Source organism: Marispirochaeta aestuarii (assembly GCF_002087085.1).
Lineage (GTDB): Bacteria > Spirochaetota > Spirochaetia > JC444 > Marispirochaetaceae > Marispirochaeta > Marispirochaeta aestuarii.
The window spans coordinates 306,498-325,439 of the sequence record NZ_MWQY01000001.1 but is presented as its reverse complement, the minus strand read 5'-3'; the positions used below and the strand labels follow the sequence as shown (position 1 = coordinate 325,439).

The 18,942-nt window shown below is 52.5% G+C and carries 21 protein-coding genes and 1 riboswitch; of the genes, 12 read left to right on the top strand and 9 right to left on the bottom strand.

The features are described 5' to 3' along the window. Positions 1-85: 85 nt before the first annotated feature. On the bottom strand, positions 86-826 hold the full coding sequence (locus tag B4O97_RS01495; protein WP_083047601.1) for a hypothetical protein: 741 nt from the start codon (positions 824-826) through the stop codon (positions 86-88). A 114-nt stretch (positions 827-940) separates the two neighbouring features. Here B4O97_RS01495 and B4O97_RS01490 point away from each other — a divergent pair, with 114 nt between their 5' ends. After that, positions 941-1,600: a class I SAM-dependent DNA methyltransferase gene (locus B4O97_RS01490; protein WP_158084089.1), complete on the top strand. Its 660-nt coding sequence runs from the start codon at positions 941-943 to the stop codon at positions 1,598-1,600. Continuing rightward, complete coding sequence (locus tag B4O97_RS01485) at positions 1,594-2,034, top strand: GNAT family N-acetyltransferase (RefSeq protein WP_083047597.1); 441 nt, start codon at positions 1,594-1,596, stop codon at positions 2,032-2,034. Before B4O97_RS01490 ends, B4O97_RS01485 begins: the two co-directional genes overlap by 7 nt. A gap of 14 nt (positions 2,035-2,048) precedes the next feature. On the opposite strand, the gene B4O97_RS01480 is transcribed toward B4O97_RS01485, so the two are convergent. Next, a complete protein-coding gene (locus tag B4O97_RS01480) occupies positions 2,049-2,777 on the bottom strand; it encodes a DUF434 domain-containing protein (protein WP_158084088.1) in 729 nt (242 codons plus the stop codon). Between the two features lie 141 nt (positions 2,778-2,918). Here B4O97_RS01480 and B4O97_RS01475 point away from each other — a divergent pair, with 141 nt between their 5' ends. Continuing rightward, positions 2,919-4,028, top strand: coding sequence for an FIST signal transduction protein (locus tag B4O97_RS01475; RefSeq protein WP_083047593.1), 1,110 nt, complete (start codon positions 2,919-2,921; stop codon positions 4,026-4,028). A 5-nt stretch (positions 4,029-4,033) separates the two neighbouring features. Continuing rightward, positions 4,034-4,849, top strand: a complete 816-nt coding sequence (locus B4O97_RS01470) for a methyl-accepting chemotaxis protein (RefSeq protein WP_083047591.1) — start codon at positions 4,034-4,036, stop codon at positions 4,847-4,849. Between the two features lie 8 nt (positions 4,850-4,857). Here B4O97_RS01470 and B4O97_RS01465 read toward each other — a convergent pair whose 3' ends face one another. After that, complete coding sequence (locus B4O97_RS01465; protein ID WP_143305472.1) at positions 4,858-5,148, bottom strand: FliG C-terminal domain-containing protein; 291 nt, start codon at positions 5,146-5,148, stop codon at positions 4,858-4,860. Positions 5,149-5,266: 118 nt separating this feature from the next. Continuing rightward, positions 5,267-5,695, bottom strand: a complete 429-nt coding sequence (locus tag B4O97_RS01460; RefSeq protein ID WP_083047587.1) for a PGPGW domain-containing protein — start codon at positions 5,693-5,695, stop codon at positions 5,267-5,269. A 289-nt stretch (positions 5,696-5,984) separates the two neighbouring features. After that, positions 5,985-6,106: riboswitch (molybdenum cofactor riboswitch) on the top strand. Positions 6,107-6,110: 4 nt separating this feature from the next. Here B4O97_RS01460 and B4O97_RS01455 point away from each other — a divergent pair. From B4O97_RS01455 to B4O97_RS01425, 7 genes are all read left to right on the top strand, one after another. Beyond that, entirely contained in the window at positions 6,111-6,761 is a 651-nt protein-coding gene (locus B4O97_RS01455) for a 4Fe-4S dicluster domain-containing protein (protein WP_233142875.1), read from the top strand. Positions 6,762-6,780: 19 nt separating this feature from the next. Next, complete coding sequence (locus tag B4O97_RS01450) at positions 6,781-8,880, top strand: aldehyde ferredoxin oxidoreductase (protein WP_083047585.1); 2,100 nt, start codon at positions 6,781-6,783, stop codon at positions 8,878-8,880. Positions 8,881-8,950: 70 nt separating this feature from the next. Continuing rightward, the gene (locus B4O97_RS01445; protein WP_143305470.1) at positions 8,951-9,442 is read left to right on the top strand and encodes a hypothetical protein; all 492 of its coding nucleotides are present in this window, start codon (positions 8,951-8,953) and stop codon (positions 9,440-9,442) included. Continuing rightward, positions 9,443-10,108, top strand: a complete 666-nt coding sequence (locus B4O97_RS01440) for a formate dehydrogenase accessory sulfurtransferase FdhD (RefSeq protein WP_083047581.1) — start codon at positions 9,443-9,445, stop codon at positions 10,106-10,108. Continuing rightward, positions 10,101-10,877 carry a twin-arginine translocase subunit TatC gene (tatC, locus tag B4O97_RS01435; protein WP_083047579.1) on the top strand — a complete coding sequence of 259 codons (777 nt, stop codon included), beginning with the start codon at positions 10,101-10,103 and terminating at the stop codon, positions 10,875-10,877. The genes B4O97_RS01440 and tatC overlap by 8 nt, the downstream gene beginning before the upstream one ends. After that, positions 10,877-11,203: a hypothetical protein gene (locus tag B4O97_RS01430; RefSeq protein WP_083047577.1), complete on the top strand. Its 327-nt coding sequence runs from the start codon at positions 10,877-10,879 to the stop codon at positions 11,201-11,203. The genes tatC and B4O97_RS01430 overlap by 1 nt, the downstream gene beginning before the upstream one ends. A 3-nt stretch (positions 11,204-11,206) precedes the next feature. Then, positions 11,207-11,380: a Sec-independent protein translocase subunit TatA/TatB gene (locus B4O97_RS01425; RefSeq protein ID WP_083047575.1), complete on the top strand. Its 174-nt coding sequence runs from the start codon at positions 11,207-11,209 to the stop codon at positions 11,378-11,380. 166 nt (positions 11,381-11,546) lie between these two features. Here the strand turns inward: B4O97_RS01425 and aroQ are convergent, their stop codons facing one another. Continuing rightward, positions 11,547-11,975, bottom strand: a complete 429-nt coding sequence (aroQ, locus tag B4O97_RS01420; RefSeq protein ID WP_233142874.1) for a type II 3-dehydroquinate dehydratase — start codon at positions 11,973-11,975, stop codon at positions 11,547-11,549. A gap of 156 nt (positions 11,976-12,131) precedes the next feature. On the opposite strand from aroQ, the gene B4O97_RS01415 reads away from it, so the two are divergent. Then, positions 12,132-14,183 carry a SpoIID/LytB domain-containing protein gene (locus B4O97_RS01415; RefSeq protein ID WP_158084087.1) on the top strand — a complete coding sequence of 684 codons (2,052 nt, stop codon included), beginning with the start codon at positions 12,132-12,134 and terminating at the stop codon, positions 14,181-14,183. Here the strand turns inward: B4O97_RS01415 and B4O97_RS01410 are convergent. The 4 genes from B4O97_RS01410 to B4O97_RS01395 are packed head-to-tail and all read right to left on the bottom strand — an operon-like array spanning position 14,162 to position 18,842. Beyond that, complete coding sequence (locus B4O97_RS01410) at positions 14,162-15,340, bottom strand: UxaA family hydrolase (RefSeq protein WP_083047571.1); 1,179 nt, start codon at positions 15,338-15,340, stop codon at positions 14,162-14,164. The two genes, B4O97_RS01415 and B4O97_RS01410, sit on opposite strands and share 22 nt — an antisense overlap. Then, positions 15,337-15,621 carry a UxaA family hydrolase gene (locus tag B4O97_RS01405; RefSeq protein ID WP_083047569.1) on the bottom strand — a complete coding sequence of 95 codons (285 nt, stop codon included), beginning with the start codon at positions 15,619-15,621 and terminating at the stop codon, positions 15,337-15,339. Before B4O97_RS01405 ends, B4O97_RS01410 begins: the two co-directional genes overlap by 4 nt. 10 nt (positions 15,622-15,631) lie before the next feature. Then, on the bottom strand, positions 15,632-16,771 hold the full coding sequence (locus B4O97_RS01400; protein WP_083047567.1) for a hypothetical protein: 1,140 nt from the start codon (positions 16,769-16,771) through the stop codon (positions 15,632-15,634). Further along, positions 16,764-18,842 (bottom strand): DUF1538 domain-containing protein, encoded by a 2,079-nt coding sequence (locus B4O97_RS01395; RefSeq protein WP_269844533.1) that lies wholly within the window; start codon positions 18,840-18,842, stop codon positions 16,764-16,766. Before B4O97_RS01395 ends, B4O97_RS01400 begins: the two co-directional genes overlap by 8 nt. Between the last annotated feature and the right edge of the window lie 100 nt (positions 18,843-18,942).

Genomic DNA, 18,942 nt, shown 5'->3' with positions numbered 1-18,942 from the left:
ACCCTCACTCCCAAAATAGTAAAGGAGCTGACTAAGATTCTTCTTAGACAGCCCCCTGATGTTTGTTCCTCCGTCGAATGCTGCTTCAGGCTTCAACCTCCGGAGATGTATCGCTTGAAAGGTCCATCTCCTGGTACACCCGTACAAGAAAAATGGTCACGAAGCCGGTAAATATGGCAAAGACAATCATGGAGAGGACTACTCCCAGAAAGGGAATCAGGCTGATTATGAAGTTGAGAAGTCCCGTAAGAATTGCCAGGCCGATTATAATAAGAAAGGTGATAAAGGTTGCGCCAAAGTTTTTACCCACCGTGCTGAAGCTGCGTCCGATGGCCTGAAAAGCGCCGAGATTGCTGACAACAACCGCAATAAGGGTGAACATCAGGAAGAATGCCAGAATAATCCCGGGAAGCACGAGGAATATCATGCCCAGACCGATAATGATCCCCATCAAAATGGATGCGATGAGAACCGGGACAATCCGGGAGACGATCCTGGCCCATCCGTTTTTAAGGGTGGCCTTTTCTCCCTGAAAAGCCATGTCCGCCATTCCAACGGTCATGCTGTGCGTGAGCAGTCCGACCAGGCCGCTGATGATACTGAACAGGAGCATGCCACCTGCAGCTGCGCCCGCTCCGGCCAGGGCCTGTTCAGGATTGGCGGCGATCTGATCGGCGGACAATCCATGCATCATGGGCACTGCGGATCCGACGAAGATCAGCCCCACAAGGGCGGAAAAGATACTCGCCAGGAGCATCGGAATGAAAATAAGGGGGTTCCCCCTGGCGATCGCCAGACTTTCCTTGAATATTTTACTTATACTCATACTCTGCCTCCTAAAAAGCTTGTGTACTCTACTACTATCATAGGCCCATTTACTTACGGAGACAAGAAATAATTTTCTGTTGAAAAAACCTTACCCTTGCCGGATAATGATCTGGTGAAATCATGGCAGAAATTCTGGGACAGAATGGCCTCCCATTACGATGTCCAGGTGGATAAAATCTACCGCAGGGCATACCGGGATACCGTCGAACTGAGCAAAAAATATCTGGATCAGAACCAGACGGCCCTCGATATGGGCTGCGGTACAGGAATAACCACAGTTGAACTTGCCCCCTGGGTTAAGAAGATCCTGGCCATCGATATTTCAGGGAAGATGATCGATGCAGCCAGAACCAAGGTGCAGAAGCTGGACCGTGCTGCCGTCGATTTTATGAAAACCGATATCTTCGATCCCCGTCTGGACCCCAGAAAGTTCAATGTAATCTTTGCCTTCAATGTGCTGCACTTTACCTCAGACCTTGATGCAGCTTTGTCCAGGATCAGGAAACTCCTGTGGCCGGCGGGAATGCTGCTGTGTGCCAGCGACTGCCTGGGAGAACAAAAAACAGTGCAGAGCTTCCTCCTGCGTCTCCTGTCAAAAATCCGCCTGATTCCGCCCATGGAATTCCTGACGGTGAAACAATTTGAGAGCAGACTGCAAAACCTGGGCTTTACAATTATCGAAAAGAAGATACTCCACGAAAAACCGGTGAACTGTTTCTTCGCTCTCAAGATCAATCCGATCTACCCGGAAAAGGAACAGCACCAGTGCTGATACGGGAAGCACGGGGACAGGACATGGAGGGTGTGCTTGGATTATACCAGCACCTTCAACCGGATGAGGACTTTACGGACACAGAAAAATACCGAGGTACCTGGAACACAATTCTCCAGGCGGGAGAGATGCACAGGATTCTGGTGGCGGAGGAAGGAAGCGAACTTACAGCAAGCTGCGTTGTCTCGATACTCCCGAACCTGACCCGTAGCCGTCGCCCATATATGCTTATAGAAAATGTAGTTACCGCCCCGCGTTACCGGCGAAAGGGGTATGGCAGGGCGCTGCTGCAGAATGCCATCGATCTTGCCCATCGGTACAACTGCTACAAGGTAATGCTTATGAGCAGTGCGAATCGTAAGGAAGCCCATGAATTCTATAGATCCCTCGGTTTCGATTCTGAGAGCAAGACAGGTTTTCAGATGCGGCTGTAACGGGCATCCACCGCTTAATTCCGGGCAGTTTCGAGCTTATCCGAGTCCCCGATAAACTCCGCAAGGTCCGGGAAACGGGCATTCAGACCTTTTTCCAGAGTAAACCTGGTAAGATCAAAAACCCGGTCCACTGAATCGATAATCTCGGAATCCCCGCTGGACGCAATGTCCGGGGCCTGCTTCAGTACCTCATCAGCATGATCTGCCAGCAGAACCTGTGTTTCTCCTCTTCGTCTGGAGAGTCCAGCCCGCAGTTCCCGGGCAAGGTCCCTGCTGTGTGTCAGGGGTGCATCAATATAGAGTATCAGTTTTCCGGGGGCCAGCTCCGACAGGGCTGCGTCAACCAGCTCTGCCGCCCGTTTCCTGATCCCGTCGTTTCTGAATACCCCCCGGGATTCCGCGGCATCCCGGAGCAGCCCGTCGGTGGCGATATAGAGGAACTTTCCGCAGAGATAGTTGCCGACGGCTACAACAACATTGCTGGCATCGACCCACAGTTCGGCACCGGAAAGATCCTCCGGCGACAAAAGTTTTACCCTGCGCCGGGAGGCACTGCCGGGAGGAATAACTCCGCGCATCAGGATGGAGCGCTGTACTGCCCTCAACTGGTAGCGGTCGCCTATGAGCTTGACCGTCTGCTTGACGGGGTATCCCCGTTCCGCCAGATAGAGCTGGTCCAGGCAGGCGCGGCGAAAACCTGCTGCCAGCGGTGTCATTGATCCGGAAAAATCCCTGCGTTCCATGCTCTCAGTATACTCCGGCTTATACCTTTCATTCACGCCCCTCGCAGAATAGACCATCAGGCTGTGAAACAAATAAAAAACTTCTTGTTATTCCCGATCACATAGACTATTGTCTTAAAGAATATTACAGGTGCAGGAACAATGGCAGTACTAAGCGCGGCTACGGCCGATTTCGACATATCCCATGTACTGGATTCAATTTATCAGCCGGATACAAGGATTGTATTGTATTTCTTTTCCGTCGACTACAGGGACCGGAATATTCAGACAAGCGTCAAAGACCGCTTCCCCGAAGCCGTATGCCTGGGTGCATCAATGATCGGCGGCTGGGGACCACAGGGACCCATGGAACGGGGATTTACGGCGCTGTCGCTGTCGGGACAGGAGGTCGATTTTGCAGTTTCCTCGTTCAGAGAACAGGTAAAAGGCGATCCTCGGAAGGCTGCACAGGAAATCGTCGAAGATATTTCCCGGCAGCTGCCTGCGGACGACGTGAACCCGGCAGAATATGTCGGAATCGTTCTCGTCGACGGTCTTGCCCTGGGAGAACTCGTTATGAAGGAGTTTTCAACTGCCAGGAAGTTCTCCTTTCCCCTGGTTGGAGGAGCCGCCGCGGACGAACTGACCTTTACGGAGACCCTTGTCGCCCATGACTCCCGGATATCCGGTGATGCTGTGTGCGTCGCGGTCATGAAAATGAAGGTCCCCTTTTTCTACGACCACTTTGTTCATTATCTTCCAACGGACAAGGAGTTTCTCATTACCCAGGCAGATCCGGAGAAACGGGTGGTATGGGAGATAGACCATGAACCTGCTGCAGATTATTATGCCAGGATGCTGGGGCTTTCAGGACCGGAAGCAATTGAACACATGCATTTTTCACGAAATCCCCTGGGGGTTGTAATCGGCGATACGGTATACACCCGCAGCCCGAACGCTGTCATAGACGGAAAGGGGCTTCAGTTCTATTGCTTCATCGAGGCGGGGACAAAAATGCGCCTCCTCAGACAGGGAGACATTCTGGCTAATGCCAGAGCTGCGCTGCAGAGCGCAAGGGACCAGGTAAGTCCCCTCGGGGGAGTGATTCTCTTTAACTGCGTTCTCCGCTATCTGGAAATGAGGGAAGACGAAAAACTGGATGATTTTCACCAGGTATTCTCCTCAATTCCCTACATCGGTTTCAACACCTACGGAGAAGAACTATTTACTCACCATAACCAGACGCTTACCGCACTGTTCATCGGAGAATAATCGATATGGAACATACCGAAACACGAATTCAGACGTCAAAGGGGAAAAAACTGCTCCATTATTTCGCCAGTAAAATCAATGCCGTGGTTTTCGAAATAATTTCCCGCAGTCAGCTTCTGAATATTACCGTCCGCTACCTCCATGAGCACTTTTCAAAAATAACCCATGCGGTGGAAAAGGTACGTACAAGTTTCCAGACCCGAATGAACAGCTTCCTGGAAACCTTTCTCGTATCCCGGGACTATATTAATGAGGTGGAGAGCCACTTCTCGAGCATCGACCAGTCCTTCGGCCACTCCTACAAACTGGGACAGATCCTTCAAAGCAAGGCGGAGGAGGCACAGAACAAACTGAAGGAAGTGGAAGATCTTTCGGAGATAACCAACATCCTGGCCATGAACGCCTCGATTCAGGCTGCCCGGGTAGGAAAAGAGGGAGCGGGTTTTTCAGTTGTAGCAAAAGAGATTCGCCGGCACGGTGTGCAGTCGAGGGAAATCGTAAACCAGGCATCAGGGCAACTGCACGAAATGATCGACCTTATCTTTCAGCTGGTAAATATTCTGCACTCCATCAGTAATGAAGTCTCCTCCAGCAGAGAAACCGTAAAAAAACTGCTGGAAAGAACCCAGGAAAGCAAGAACAACGCCGACGCCGTCCAGGAAGACGTTCAGTCCATACTCGATGTATTCCAGGAATACGATGCCCTGAAAGAGAACCTTAATCGAATGATAGAGCAGTCGGCCATATCGAACAGTGAAATCGAGGATATGCTCCTCTCCTTTCAGTCCGACCTGGCAGGGGCCAGGCGGAGTCTGAAGTAATCGAAAGTCTATCCCGGCCTTCGGCCCCTGGGACGAATATAGGAGCGCAGTACCTCGGTGTACGGCCGCCCTTCCAGTACGCTTATAACCCTGGCGAGAGCCGTGAGATAATCCTCTCTGTGAAGCCTCAGCCGCCGCAGCATGGACAGTTCCTCCCGCAGCCTACGGATTTTCTCGGGGGACACCGCCGCATAGATTCCTGACCGTTCATTTTCATCGAGATTCAGCATTGCCAGGGCAAGCTCCCTGTCGCTGACTTTTAACAGGCGGTTCTGGATTTCGATTCGGGGAAGAGCCATCAGAAGCCGTGCCAGTTCGCGCTCTGGGAAAGGGGATTTCCGGGTCACTGGTACAGTATACAGAATATTTCCATGCGATGCACCTTCCCGGGGGAGAAAGGACCCGGGGAGAGAAGCCCTATTCGGGAAGCTCCAGGGACGACCGTTTCGCCTTTACCCGAATCCAGTTCACGGCCTCCCTGATCCGGGGCTTCCGAATAAGCTTCAGTTCAAGCATTCTTTTTCCGGGGAAATTCATCAGCATCAGGCCAATCATGAATGTCAGAAGCCCCTGCCCCGGTATAAACAGCATGACGAATCCGGCAAGAAGAAAAACAGCACCCAGGGAATTCTTTATGACGAAAACCGCTGCCCGCAATACGGGATGCCGTCTATCTGACAGGCTTCCGGGGTCCCGGATAAAGTAGTCAGCCGGAATGGATACTATTATGAGGGGTATGGCAACCAGGGTTAAGAAAAACAGGACAAGGGAAAGCCCCCCAAGCAAGGCGGCGAATTCTCCGTATCTTGAAAAAAACTCCCTTGCAGCAGCAGAAAAATCACTCAACGCAATACTTCTCCCCTTAACAGATTATCCGTGCCGGATAACAGGAAAATTATACGATATTGAAGATAATAAGGGCAGCTCCAAAAACTGCTCTTTTTCCCATATCCTGGGCCGTCAGGATTTTCAGCAGGATAAAACCCTACGTCAGAATATTAATACAATCCATATCACATTATTAGTAAAACACTCACATCTATTTTCAATTATTTTATTTTTTGCGCAGAGAACGACCATTTATACGATTTTCTATTCCTTATTTCTTTACATATCTTTTTATCTCGATTAGAATGTACATATATATCTCCGATCCGATTAACCTACAGGACGCCCGTCCCAGGGTTGTCGGACGCCAGGTCCCGATGGAAACGTCTGTGCCTCCCGTATTTGGAAAGGAGAAAATACAGGGAGGTAAGGTGTGTCCGAAACTCAATCACAACTGCTGAACCAGAAAATTACCCGCAGAGATTTTCTCAAGTACACAGGAATCAGCGCCATCGGGGCTACGACCATGTCCTGGCTGCTGCCGGGCTGTACGTCCAAGGACATCAAAGTCTTTGAAACCGCCGATGGAATGATTATCCACGAATCAGCCCGCTGCACCGGATGTCTGGTCTGTGAAGCTACATGCTCGGTTGGAAACGACGGTAAAGCCAGTCAGGTTACCGCAAGAATCAAGGTAAGTCAGAACTTTGCCTACGGCCCCAAAGGGGTACGGGGGGACTGGGTAAACGGCCCCGGAGAGATGGGTAATTTTACCCTTGTTGCCGATACCTGCAGGCAGTGCGAACAGCCCGCCTGTGCGCTGGCATGTCCGGAGAACGCGATCTTCGAACACGAAGGAACCGGGGCCCGGGAGGTTGACCCGGAAAAATGCGTCGGCTGCGGAACCTGCGTTCGAGCCTGTCCCTGGGGCATTCCTACCCTTGATCCGGAAACCAATGTTTCCACCAAGTGTATCCTTTGCCACGGCTATACAGCCTGCGTTAAGGACTGTCCCACCGGTGCACTGCAGTATGTGTCCTGGGAAGACGCGATTCAGAAGTACAAAGAGCATTTTCAGGTATAAACAACAGGAGTAGAGAGATATGGCATTAAAAGGCGGTTGGGCAGGAACCATTCTTCGAGTGGATCTGAGCACTGAACAGATAACAAGAGAATCAACGGAAAAATATTCCCGCTACATAGGCGGTATGGGAATCGGCTACAAGGTAATGTGGGACGAGGTTCCCCAGGGGACCCATCCCTTCGCTGAGGAGAACAGGATAATATTCGGCGTCGGTCCCCTTACGGGAACAGGAGCCATGTGTTCCGGACGGACCAATATTACCAGCCTTCTTCCCTCCAATCCCTTCCACGGGGTTTCCGACAGTCACATGGGCGGCCACTTTGCGGTGGAGATGAAGTACGCGGGTTATGACGCTGTCATTATCCAGGGAAAAGCAAAACGGCCGGTATGGCTCAGGATAGTCGACCAGGACGTCACCCTGGAAGACGCCTCAGTTTTCTGGGGAGACGGGACTTTCAACACGATTGCAGGAATTACCGCCATCATGGGAAAAAGCTCCCAGGTTGCGGCCATCGGTCAGGCCGGTGAACACCAGGTCAACCTTTCGGTTATCCGGACCGGCGCCAGCCACTCCGCAGGCGGACACGGCGGTGTAATGGGCTCCAAGAACCTCAAGGCCATCGGCGTCATGGGAACCGGTTCGGTAAAGATCGCAGGAGACCGGAATGCCTGGCACAAGCTGAACAAGGATACCTTTGCCATCGTGGGGGCCAACAACCAGCACGTTGTTCCCTCGACTCCCCAGGCCTGGGCCGAGTACCATGATCCCTCCAGCCGCTGGACTTCCCAGAAGGGGCTTTTCTGGGGTGCAGCCCCCTATCCCATCGAAACGGGAGAAGTCCGGCCGGAGGAAGTCAACAAGATCGGCTACCGTACCATGAAAGCCATCAAGGACCTTGGTCCCGCGGGCGAAAAATACACCGTCCGTATGGGCGGATGCGCGTCCTGCCCTGTCCGCTGTCACAGTCACCTTCATGTTCCCGAACTGGAGGCCTACGGCGTCAGCCCGAATGTGGCCAATACCTGCATGGGGTTTTTCTCTCCCAACGGCGTAATGAAAGGCTACAAGGTTGCGGGCAAAACCAATGACGAGGCCAATGTTATCGGACGTTCCATGGGAGCGCAGATCGCCGACGACTACGGCGTCTGGTGCAACTACGGGCAGCTGGGGCGTGACTTCTTCTGGGCCATCGATCACGGCTATCTGGAAAAGGTCCTTCCCCGGGATGAGTACAACTCCCTGCCCCTGGACAAGATCGAAAAGGGAGATATCAGCTTTTTCCAGGATTTTTACCGACGCATCGCCTTCAAGGAAGGAGAGCTGGCGACCCTCGGCGAAGGAGCCTGGTACGTTGCAAAAAAATGGGGCTTCGGCGAGGACTACTGGAGCTACAAGGGAAACAAACTCTGGACAAAACTCGGCTATCCCGTTCACCACAGCAATGAATCCGACGGAGTGGTTGGAGGAGTTATATCCTCCATGTTCAACCGGGACGCCCAGTGCCATACCCACCAGAACTTCCTGTTCAGCGGACTTCCCACGAACATCCTGAAGGAGGTAGCTGCCGAACACTGGGGAGCCGAAGCAATCGACGAAGTGGCCAACTACACACCGGCCAACCAGGCAAAGGCGAAATTCACAAAGTGGAGTATCGTCCGTAACGTACTGCACGACTCCCTTACCCTCTGCAACTGGATGTGGCCCATGACTGTATCTCCCCTCAAGGATCGTAACTATAGAGGAGACACCGGCCTGGAGGCAAAATTCTTCTCCATGGCAACAGGATTCAAGGTCAGCGAGGCGGAGCTCGATGAATCCGCGGAGAGAATCTTTACCCTGCACAGGGCATTGACGGCCAAGCAGATGAAGTCCTCCAACCTCAGGCGGGATCATGATCAGCTTACAGGCTGGCAGTTCGATATGGACCCGGACAAGGAACCTTTTACCAAGGGAACCATCAAGCTGGACAGGGATGACTACGACACAGCCCTTACCCTCTTCTACCGCGAGATGGGATGGGACGAAGAGACGGGAATCCCCACCAGGGCACAGCTCACCAGGCTCAACCTGGAGGATGTGGCTGATGAGCTTGAACGGCTGGGACTTTTAACCGCATAATAGGTACATGAGGGGTGATGTAAAAGCCTTCCTTACCGAAGAGATACGAAAAGCTTCACAGGAAGGCAGATTGACTGATAATCGGGAGCTGGCTGCGGCCGGCTCTCGTTTTTTCAATACCGAGTTTACTCCGGACATGATCGCAGCCAGAATCGAGTCGGCGGCCCGTATTGAGAGTCCGGATATTCACATATTTCAGGGAAAGGAATGTTGTCGTTATTACAGCAGCAATTCGATGACCGATTCCTACGCGGAGATCCTGAATATTTCCGCCGAAGGAGATGATATAATGCTCATCGTGCACACAGTCAGGCGGGAATCCAGGACATATCCCCGGCCAACCATACTCAGCCAGTTCCTTGACGCCCCGTTCTCGGTAAAACCCGGCCGGCTGAATCAGATTGCAGAAGTACTTGCATCGAATACGGAGGACTACAGGGACATCCGGCTTACCAGGGCATCCAATGGCGATGGCTATCTGTTCTCCGCTGATTTTCTGGATGAATCCCAGGCGAAATACATGGCGGAGTGGGAATCTGTGGAAAGTCTGGAGATTCAATAAATGATTTCCCTGGAAGAGACAAAACCCCTGGTTGCCGAATCTGAAGTCTTTCTTTTCACCGGAGACGAACTGCTGCATCGCTTTCACTGTACCCCCGAGGCCCTCAGGGAGCTGACTGTCGGACATCTGTACTGTAATGGTCTGATCCGCAGTGCGGCAGAACTGTCGCAGTATGAGACCGATTCCACTCATCCGGACACTATCACCATCCACATCAGCATCAACAGGGAGGACTCCACCCCTATGCCGCCGGTGCAGGATCTGAAAGTACCTGAGCTTACCGACCTGCAGGCCCTTATGCAGCACTTCTTCGACTGTGCCGAGAAGTACAAGGCCCATGGCGGCATTCACTGCAGCGCCCTTTTCGACGGCAAAAGCTTTGTCGCCCAGTACGAAGACGTGGGACGGCACAATGCCTTCGACAAGGTTACAGGAAAAGCCCTTTTGACCGGCCTGAACCCGGCAAACCTGATCTACTTTACCTCCGGCCGCGTCAACTCCGAGATCGCGGAAAAGGCAGGACGCTGTGGATTTCCCCTTATCGTTTCCCGGAGTATTGCCACGACCCGGGCCTGCGGGATAGCCCGGAAGCAGGGGGTCGGAATAATCGGGCGTATCTCCTCCGACCGGCCCCTGCTCTTCAATAAAGGACGGGCCTATGCCTGACGAAAAAGAGAAACTCAGCAGGGAAGAGGAGCAGCTGCTGCAGCTGTCGGTACGCCAGCACCTGCGGGAACTGCGTTCGGTCATTCTGATCTCCGCCGCCGCCCTGGCGCTGTTCAGCATTGTCAGCTTCTACTTCTTCGACCCCATTGTGAACTTCCTCTATGCGCCCTTTCTGGCCATCGAAGGTCTGAATACGGAGGACACCCTTTTTGTAAACTTCCTTTTTGAAGGATTCCTTACCAAACTGAAGGTCTCAATCCTCTCCGGCTTTACCCTGTCCATCCCGGTCATGCTCTTCATGATTGTCCGTTTCGTTCTTCCGGCCTTACGAAAGAAGGAAAAAAGGGTGCTCTTCCTCGCCATCTTTACCGGAACCCTCCTGGTGGGTGTGGGTTTCTATTACGGATACTACACAATACTTCCGCTTACGATAAAGTTTTTTACAAACCGCGGGTTTCTGCCGGAAAACGTCGGTCTCATGCTCAACTATCAGCGGAACATCCTCTATATCTTCCGCTTTATTCTGATAATCATGGTAAGTTTCCAGTTCCCGATCCTGCTGGAAGCCCTCATGATACTCAATGTCCTCGAGAGAAAAACGCTATTCAAGGCAAGCCGTTTTGTAATCGTGCTCGTGTTTATTCTGGCGGCCTTTATTACCCCTCCGGATTTCATCTCCCAGTGCATCATCGCCGCCCCCTTGATTTTGCTCTACTTTCTGGCCATCTTTGTAGCAAAGATATTCCGCTTCGGGGAGGGAGAACGCTAATGGGCCCCGCGGGACTCGGCTTTCAGGAAATTCTCCTCATCGGTCTGCTTCTGCTCATCTTTGTACGTCCGGAGGAGATACCTGCAATCTTCCGGCGGCTGGGACGTATCTGGGCCAAGGCATATTACTACTATACCCTGGCTAAACGTGAACTGCGGAATATGGAGAAGGAGATCGGCATAGAAGAAGAGATGAAGGAGATTCGGGCCATCAATGCCCGGATGAGAAGCGAAATAGCAAATTTTGATAAAGCAGTCGAAAAAACAAGCCGGGACGGATCCGATTCCCGGGCAAATAGAACTGAAGAAAACAGCAAGGAGAATTAGAATATGCTTGGTTCAACAGAAATTCTGGTAATTGGCGGTGTGGTGGTGCTTCTTTTCGGAGCGTCTGCAATACCCAAATTCGCACGATCTTTGGGAAAGGCGAAAAAAGAGTTCCGTGACGGCATGTCTGAAGGTGAAGCAGAGGCCAGGAACGAACAGGAAGAAAAAAAGGATTAGCCGCCCCTCCCTTCAAAGAAAAAAGTTATGAATAAGCGGGAGTCAGGACCACTTTCCCTGATACTGCCGCCATGCAACTGCTCCGTCAGAGACCGGATAACATGGATGCCCCTGACCTGACGGAGCTTTTATGCAACGACAGTCTTTAGTAAATCATCTTCCCTGTTTACCTCAGTAGGGCCTCCAGGGCAAGACGGTAACTGTCGGCACCGAAGCCGCTTATAACTCCCACACAAACCGGAGCGAGCACGGAGCTGTAGCGGAAAGCTTCCCTTTTGTAGACATTGGAAAGGTGTACTTCCACAACAGGAACCTCGGCTGCTGAGATTGCGTCCCTCAGGGCGACAGAATAGTGTGTATAAGCCCCTGCATTCAGTACAATTCCATCAATCCGTTTTCTGCACTGCTGAATGAAGGTTACAAGCTCACCTTCTCCGTTGGATTGAAAGAACTCGATATCGGCTCCTGCGTTATGTGCTCGTGTTTTAAGTCCAGCGTTTATGGTCTCCAGGTCCTGCATGCCGTATACATCGGTCTCACGCTGCCCCAGCATGTTAAGATTGGGTCCATTTATTACCGCGATTCTTTTTGCCACGAAGATCTCCTTAATATGGGAACAATTATATAATACCGGTTTTTAAGCGGTCTCGCAATCAAGTTCTATCCCCAGGAAACTGGTGATTCATGCCGAGATCAACTTGACACACATGGAAGCTCTCCCTACTGTAGCAACATGAAATCCGCGGAACACATGGCAGGCATTTTACTGGTACTTTTTCTTGGAACCGGTCTTGCCGGCAATCCGGCGAAGGAAATCATGACCGAGGCAGCTCCGTCCTTCGAAGACGCGGTATCCCTCTATTACGACGGGGACTTCGAAGAGTCCCTGGAGGCTTTTCAGAGCCGGGTAGACCATGACGCCGCAGATACCCGTTCCCGGCTGCAGCTCTCCCGCCTTCTGCGGGAAGCCGGATACCTGCGGGAGGCCCGTGAGCACCTCGTCATCCTTAATGCCGACCCGGAAAACGGCCGGTACTCCCTGGAACTGCTGAAAACCGAAGTGCTTGCCGGCCTTCTCCCGGGACCTGTTTTCGCAGGTCCGGATGGCTCCTCCGCGGAGGAGCTCTTCTGGTACGGACTCGCCGTTTACAGAAAGGGAGAAACAGCAAAGGCCGGAGAGCTTCTGAATGAATCCCTTCGCAGGGAGAGCTACAATCCCGGGGCTCACTATTTTCTCGGCATCCTTGCGCTGGGACAGGGGAATTACGATTCCGCCGCGGACCATCTGCGCCTGGCTCTTAAACAGGAACCCAATCTTACCCGTGCTCTTCTTCCCATGGCAAGAACGGAGATCGCCCGGGGAAATCTGGATGCTGCCTACAGCTATCTGCAGCGTGCCCTTGCCGTATACCCCGGCAACAGGGAGGCGGCACGGGAGTTGCGTAACATCACCGAGAGATATCCGGATCTGAAGGAAAAGAGGGATCGTGAGGCCGGGGAACGGCGTGTAGCGGTAAAGGCCCCGAAAAAAGAACAGTTCCCGGAGGACAGGGAAACCATTCCGGCAATACGGATAGGGCTGGCGGAGGATACGGATATCCTGCACCTGAAAACAGGAGAAGCCTTTTCCCTGTGGAGTGCCGATATTCTCTATCAGGGAGAGCAAGGGGAGATCCTTACCATCAGTCATGCTCCGGACCGGATAATCGTGAGCCGCAGCGGCGGCGACAGTATCATGGAGACCGCGGCACCTGTGGTCCTTAACTACGACTCCCCCGGGGCGACCACGGCGCTCTTCGATATGGAGTACGGCAGCGGGTACTATTTTGCAGGCTCCGAGGACCGGTTCTACCGGGGGCAGATGGAGTTTCTGCCCAAACCCGGCGGGATTACCGTAATAAACCAGGTTAATCTGGAGGAGTATCTCTACTCGGTGGTACCGTCGGAAATTCCCGCCTACTGGCCGGAAGAGGCACTGAAAGCCCAGGCCATTGCAGCCCGCAGTTACACTCTGGCTAACATGGGACGCTTCTCCTCCCGGGGATTCGATCTGATGGGTTCCGTCCGCTCCGCCTCCTACAGAGGAGCCGGCAACGAGGCGGAGCGAACCAGCGCCGCCGTTGATGCAAGCCGGGGAAAGGTCCTTATCTACGATAACAGGCCCCTGGACGCCGTCTACTCCGCCAACAGCGGCGGACACACCGAGAGCGGCGAGAGCGTCTGGAGATACCCCTCCCCGCTGCAGGCAGTCAACGATCCGGCCATCCCGGAGAGAATATCTTTCCTGCCGCCGGAGGAACTGGCCCGGTGGCTGACGGATCGTCCGCCAGGTTTCAGCTCCGCTCCGGGCCTTCATTCACCCTCGGCCTACCGCTGGCGCAGCTGGATCTCCGCAGAGGAAATCGCCGCCAGATTACGTGCCAGGGGCACTGAAGTTGGCGAAATCATCTCCCTGACCAGTCGGGGCCGGGGCATAAGCGGCAGGGTGGAGAAGATCCTCGTCCGGGGTACCGGCGGCAGTACCGAAATACAGGGGGACGCAATCCGATCGGTCCTGGGAAGCCTGAGGAGCAACCTGTTTGTATCGGAACCGGTGCTCGGGTATGGGGATTTACCGGAGTCTTTCGTCTTTACCGGCGGCGGCTGGGGACACGGTGTAGGAATGGATCAGAGCGGGGCCGCCGGCATGGCAGCCGAGGGGTGGACCTGGGAGGAGATATTGGCACACTACTATCCGGGTACAACAATAAAGAATATATACACCGTAAAGGGTGAACAGAATCAGACGATGGGCCCCCGCTGATAGATCGCGGTCGACCCGTTGTAGCCGATGGTCTCCGCCTTTGTGGTGTGCCCGTCGGCGGTCCGAAGGGAATATTGCAGCACCCGACTGCCGGCACTCTCCAGAGACTCTCCTTTTAACAGGACCTGGGATACATCAAGGTCGATAAAATCCACCAGGGCCTTTACCGTATTTCTGTTTCCGGAAACCTTGATAACCGGAATAAACGGGAACCCCTGGGGTGCGCCGATACCGGTGGAAAAGAGTATAATCTGACACCCGGCGGCACCGAGTCCGGCCAGGAGTTCCGGCTCCCTTCCGGGGGAATCAATAAAGTAGAGGCCTCCTTCACTGGGCGGACACTCCCCGTAATCAAAAACCCCGTGAATCTGTGCAGTGCCGGACTTTACAACAGCTCCCAGGGACTTTTCTTCGATGGTTGTCAGTCCCGCTGCGATATTTCCGGCAGAGGGATTTCCGCCCCGCATATCGCTTCCGTGCTGGATTACCCGGGCTTCGAGCCTGCGTACCATGCCAAGGAGCCTGTCCGAGAGTTCGTCGGTTTCGCAGCGTCCGGCCACGAGATGCTCCGCCCCGATCAGCTCCGTTGTCTCGCCGAATACAGCTGAACCTCCGGCGGCGATCAGCTGGTCCAGGGCCTGACCCACCGCAGGATTCGAGGCGAGACCGGAGGTGGGGTCCGATGCACCGCACTTGACGCCGATACGCAGGTTCTGTATGGAGGCCTCTTTACGGACCTGCATACTGATCTCCGATGCGAGTTTCTGCGCCTTCAGTCCCCCTTCGCTGATGGCGGCGAAGTAGCCCCCGTCCCGCTGGATTCTGACCAGCTCCACGGGCTTTCCGGAAGAAGCGATGCCTTCCACGATCTTTTCGGCATCAACCCCTTCGCAGCCCAGGCTGACAACCAGAACAGCCCCCAGGTTGGGATTTCGTCCCAGGTTAATAAGGGTTCGCCGGGTAAGATCGAGGTCTTCCTGCAGGAGTCCGCAGCCCTGCTGATGGGTAAAAACGGCCGTGCCCCTTACGTGCCCGGCAATATTCTCCGCAGCCTGGTTGGCGCAGGTAACCGTGGAAAGAACTCCCAGGTAATTTCTTACCCCCACCTGTCCATCCGGACGGTGATATCCAAGAAATTGCGCATCTGAAAAGCTCATGCCCTTTTCCCCTTGACGTTATGTACATGTACATGGGCCCCGGCCGGAATAAAGGCAGTTGCAGATCCGATTACCTCACCGTATTTCATGATATCTTCTCCGGCCTCAATATCACGGCGGGCGAACTTGTGCGCGTAAGGGATCTCGTCCCGCAGCGTCAGCTTTAGCATTCCCTGAACGGTCTTAAGAGCTATCTCCTGTCCGGCAGCGAGGGAAAGCAGAGCGGTCAGTGTATTGTCTTTATCGTGCAGAAGGATACATTGTCCTGTAGAAAAATCCATACCCTCTCCTTTATCTGATATATGAAAAAACACTGGGAGCGTCCTGAATCCAAAGGTGGTCCAGAAACTGTTCAATTATCTCTTCTTCATGAAATATGGCATCTATAACTTTTTCAGCGAGATTATTCGGTACACAGATGACATTCCGTTCCCGAGCAGCCGAATCCCCCTCCCTGTCCTGCAGATTCAAGCAGCTTATACGGGAAATAGTGGCACCCGGAGCGCCCTTTTCCATGGCCCTGTTGACAAGGGAATCTCCCTTTCCTTCCCTACACACAAAGGATATGGCTTTATAGTTGAATAGAAGATGGGATGGATTGCCAAAAGAGCTGTTTTCTGTACCGGAAAAACGTTTACGCCAGTGAGTTCCCATCTTCAACTCATCAATAGCGGAAATAATCTGTTCCATGCTGGCTGCATGTTCCTGACGGCCGATTCGAAGCCTTGTATCCACCACGCCCATGCCTATGGGTGTCCGGAACAAAAAACCGCGTCCTGGCAGGTTCAGTTTTACCTCTTCTATCAACAGTTGAATAATATTGTCAGCATCATATTCCGGAACGATTAGCTGGACTATTTCCTTTTCGGAGGGAATTGTTATTCTCAGCAATCCCAGATTATCACGCATCCCGGTACCGCGTCCGTTAGTGATAATCGGCACGCAGGTTCCCAGCTCAAGGGCTGTTCTGGAAAGTTCTTCCCCGCTACCAGGTCTGGACAGAATACAGGTTATAAGTGAGAGCCCTGGCAAAAGCGAATACTTCGTATCGATTTCTCCAGACTTTTCCCCGGCTGGAATGATCGGCAGTGAATCTTTACTGTACTCATATATCTTCTGTGAGAAAATCATACCGCGTCCTTGAACATCCAGTTCTGCAGCTGCGATAAGAGAATTCAGCACATACTGTGTATCCCCGGTGGATATGGAGAATCGGAAGATTTCTGCAGGCGAATCGTGCAGAACCTGACGTGTCCCGGGCAGTCCGAAAGGACGTGACCTGATAAAAAGCCTTTCGCTTTTACCCGCCTCGACATAGATCTTTCCAACGCCGGTTTCTTCCAGAAATTCCATCACCTGTTTACGGAGGCTTTTATGCACAATGCAGGTGACCCCGACGGCCTTCCGGCCGTGGAATTCTGTATCATCCATTACTCAACTCTTCCCTTTTTTCCACCATCGATCGACGCTGACTAATCCGCACCCACAACCCATATACAAGAACCGTAAAGATCGGATACACAGACCCCAGTGCCAATACCCCGAAGCTGTCGGTGGCATGAAGCTCAGCACCAATCCCCATGCCCATGGCCAATACAAGGGGTACGGTAACTGGTCCAGTTGTTACTCCTCCGCTGTCCCATGCTATTCCAACAAAATCTTCATCCCCAATAATGCTCATGGGTAACAAAAGCAAGTAGGGCGGCAGAAGAAGCCAGATCGTGGGAATGGAAAATATAATACGCATTATCCCCATCATGATTCCAAAACCGACACCAATGGCAACAACCCGTACCAGCATGAATTCCCTGACTCTGCCGATGGTCATTTCTTCCACCGTCTTCCCCAGGGCATGCAATGCCGGTTCGGCCAATGAAGAACCATAACCAAGCCCGAAAGCGAAGACACAAACAAGAGCAATTCCCAGAAATGAAAGTTCAGCCTTGAACAGCGGTTTACGATAAATAATGTGTTCATACTGCCGATTTTCCGGATTATATCGCTCCGAAAAATACTGTATCCTTTCAAGACGACCATCACGCTCAAGATAAAAATACGCAGTCTTCTTTCCATCCGGATGTATACTTCTTATAACTATACTTGTATCGAACTCTTCTATCACAATCCGGTCTGTCACCTGTTCCCTGGCTTGAAAGGAACGAGGCAGCCCCTCGCCAACAGCTTCGCCAAGGGGAGTCAATCCAACACTTATCCCGGCTGTCAGGCAGGTCATTCCGAGAATCGCCAGAATAATCCCCAAACTCACCTCGTCGCGGTATCGGGGTCTTTCGCGGAGAAACATAATCAGCACTATAAGCAGCAAACCAGTAAGCGGGATTATTGCCCTGGATGCATCCGCCATTTTCTGAGAAATAATACTGCTGAATCCCCCGGACTCCCGCTTTTCCCCAGGCTCCTGATGGAAGAAACCTGCAAGGTACTCCCGTTCACTTTCTGAAGAACGCGTACGAAGCCACTCGGAAAAACTCAAATCTCCAAGAATATCGCGCCTGAAACCTTCATTCAGCACGAGGGACCGCAAGGCGGTCCGATAATCATCGGATTCCGTGAAAAATGCCCTGCGTCCCTCTTCTCCGGCTATCCGGAATGCATACCGCTGTAGAGATTTTTCACTATCAAAAAGCTGTAAAGCCTGTTCCCTGTGTTCCTGCAGGAAAAAAGCATGCTCCGTGCGGGGATCCGGTGCGTTCTCCCGCAGGACAATACCCAAAACAAGGACGCATACTATCGGCAGTGCAGAAGCAAGCATGATAATTCCAAAACCACCGCGCCCGCCTTCGTTTCGTCCGGAGGCTCTTGATACACCAATACCGATGGCGAGTACAAGAGGAACGGTAACTGCACCTGTTGTGACAGCACCGGAATCCCAGGCTAATCCGACTATACTCCGGAGTTTATCATCAATATAGGCCAGGATGGTCACTGCCAGCAGGAGGGGGATTACGGTGATTATCAGGAACTTAATGGAGAACCCATAATGAAAACGCAAAAGACCAAGAATTACCGCAATTCCGACTCCTATCCCGATGGCCCAAATAAGCAGGGATGTATATCTTTGGAGCAGCAGATATAATAAAGGAGATTTCCAGGCAGGTACGGTACTTCCGATTTCTCTCAATGCCGCTATTGCAGGCTCGGCAAGGGTTGAGCCAAAACCGACAAGAAAACCGAATACAATTATTACGAAAATACTCCTGTACCTGGCAGGCAGAGTTACCCCGACCTGCTCCCCCAACGGCATCAGACCGAATCTTATTCCTTCAAGAAACAAGGTAAGACCCAGAATTACCATGGTAATGCCAAAGGCAATCCATGAGATGCCGCTTAATGGTATACCCAATATAAATCGCTGGAATATAATCAAATACAGGATGATAAAAACTACTGATTTTACCTGCGCCCCCAGAAGACCTCTTATATATACTCCTGTCAGATGAAGAGCAGAGCGTACCGGTATATGAAGGCTGGAAGAGCGACGCATTGTCCGATTATAGATGCCTGTTTCCCGATTATCAACCATCAGTTCCGGGGAAACACTATACGCGGAGAAGAAACAGAAATAAGAAAGCAGAGCGGAATAA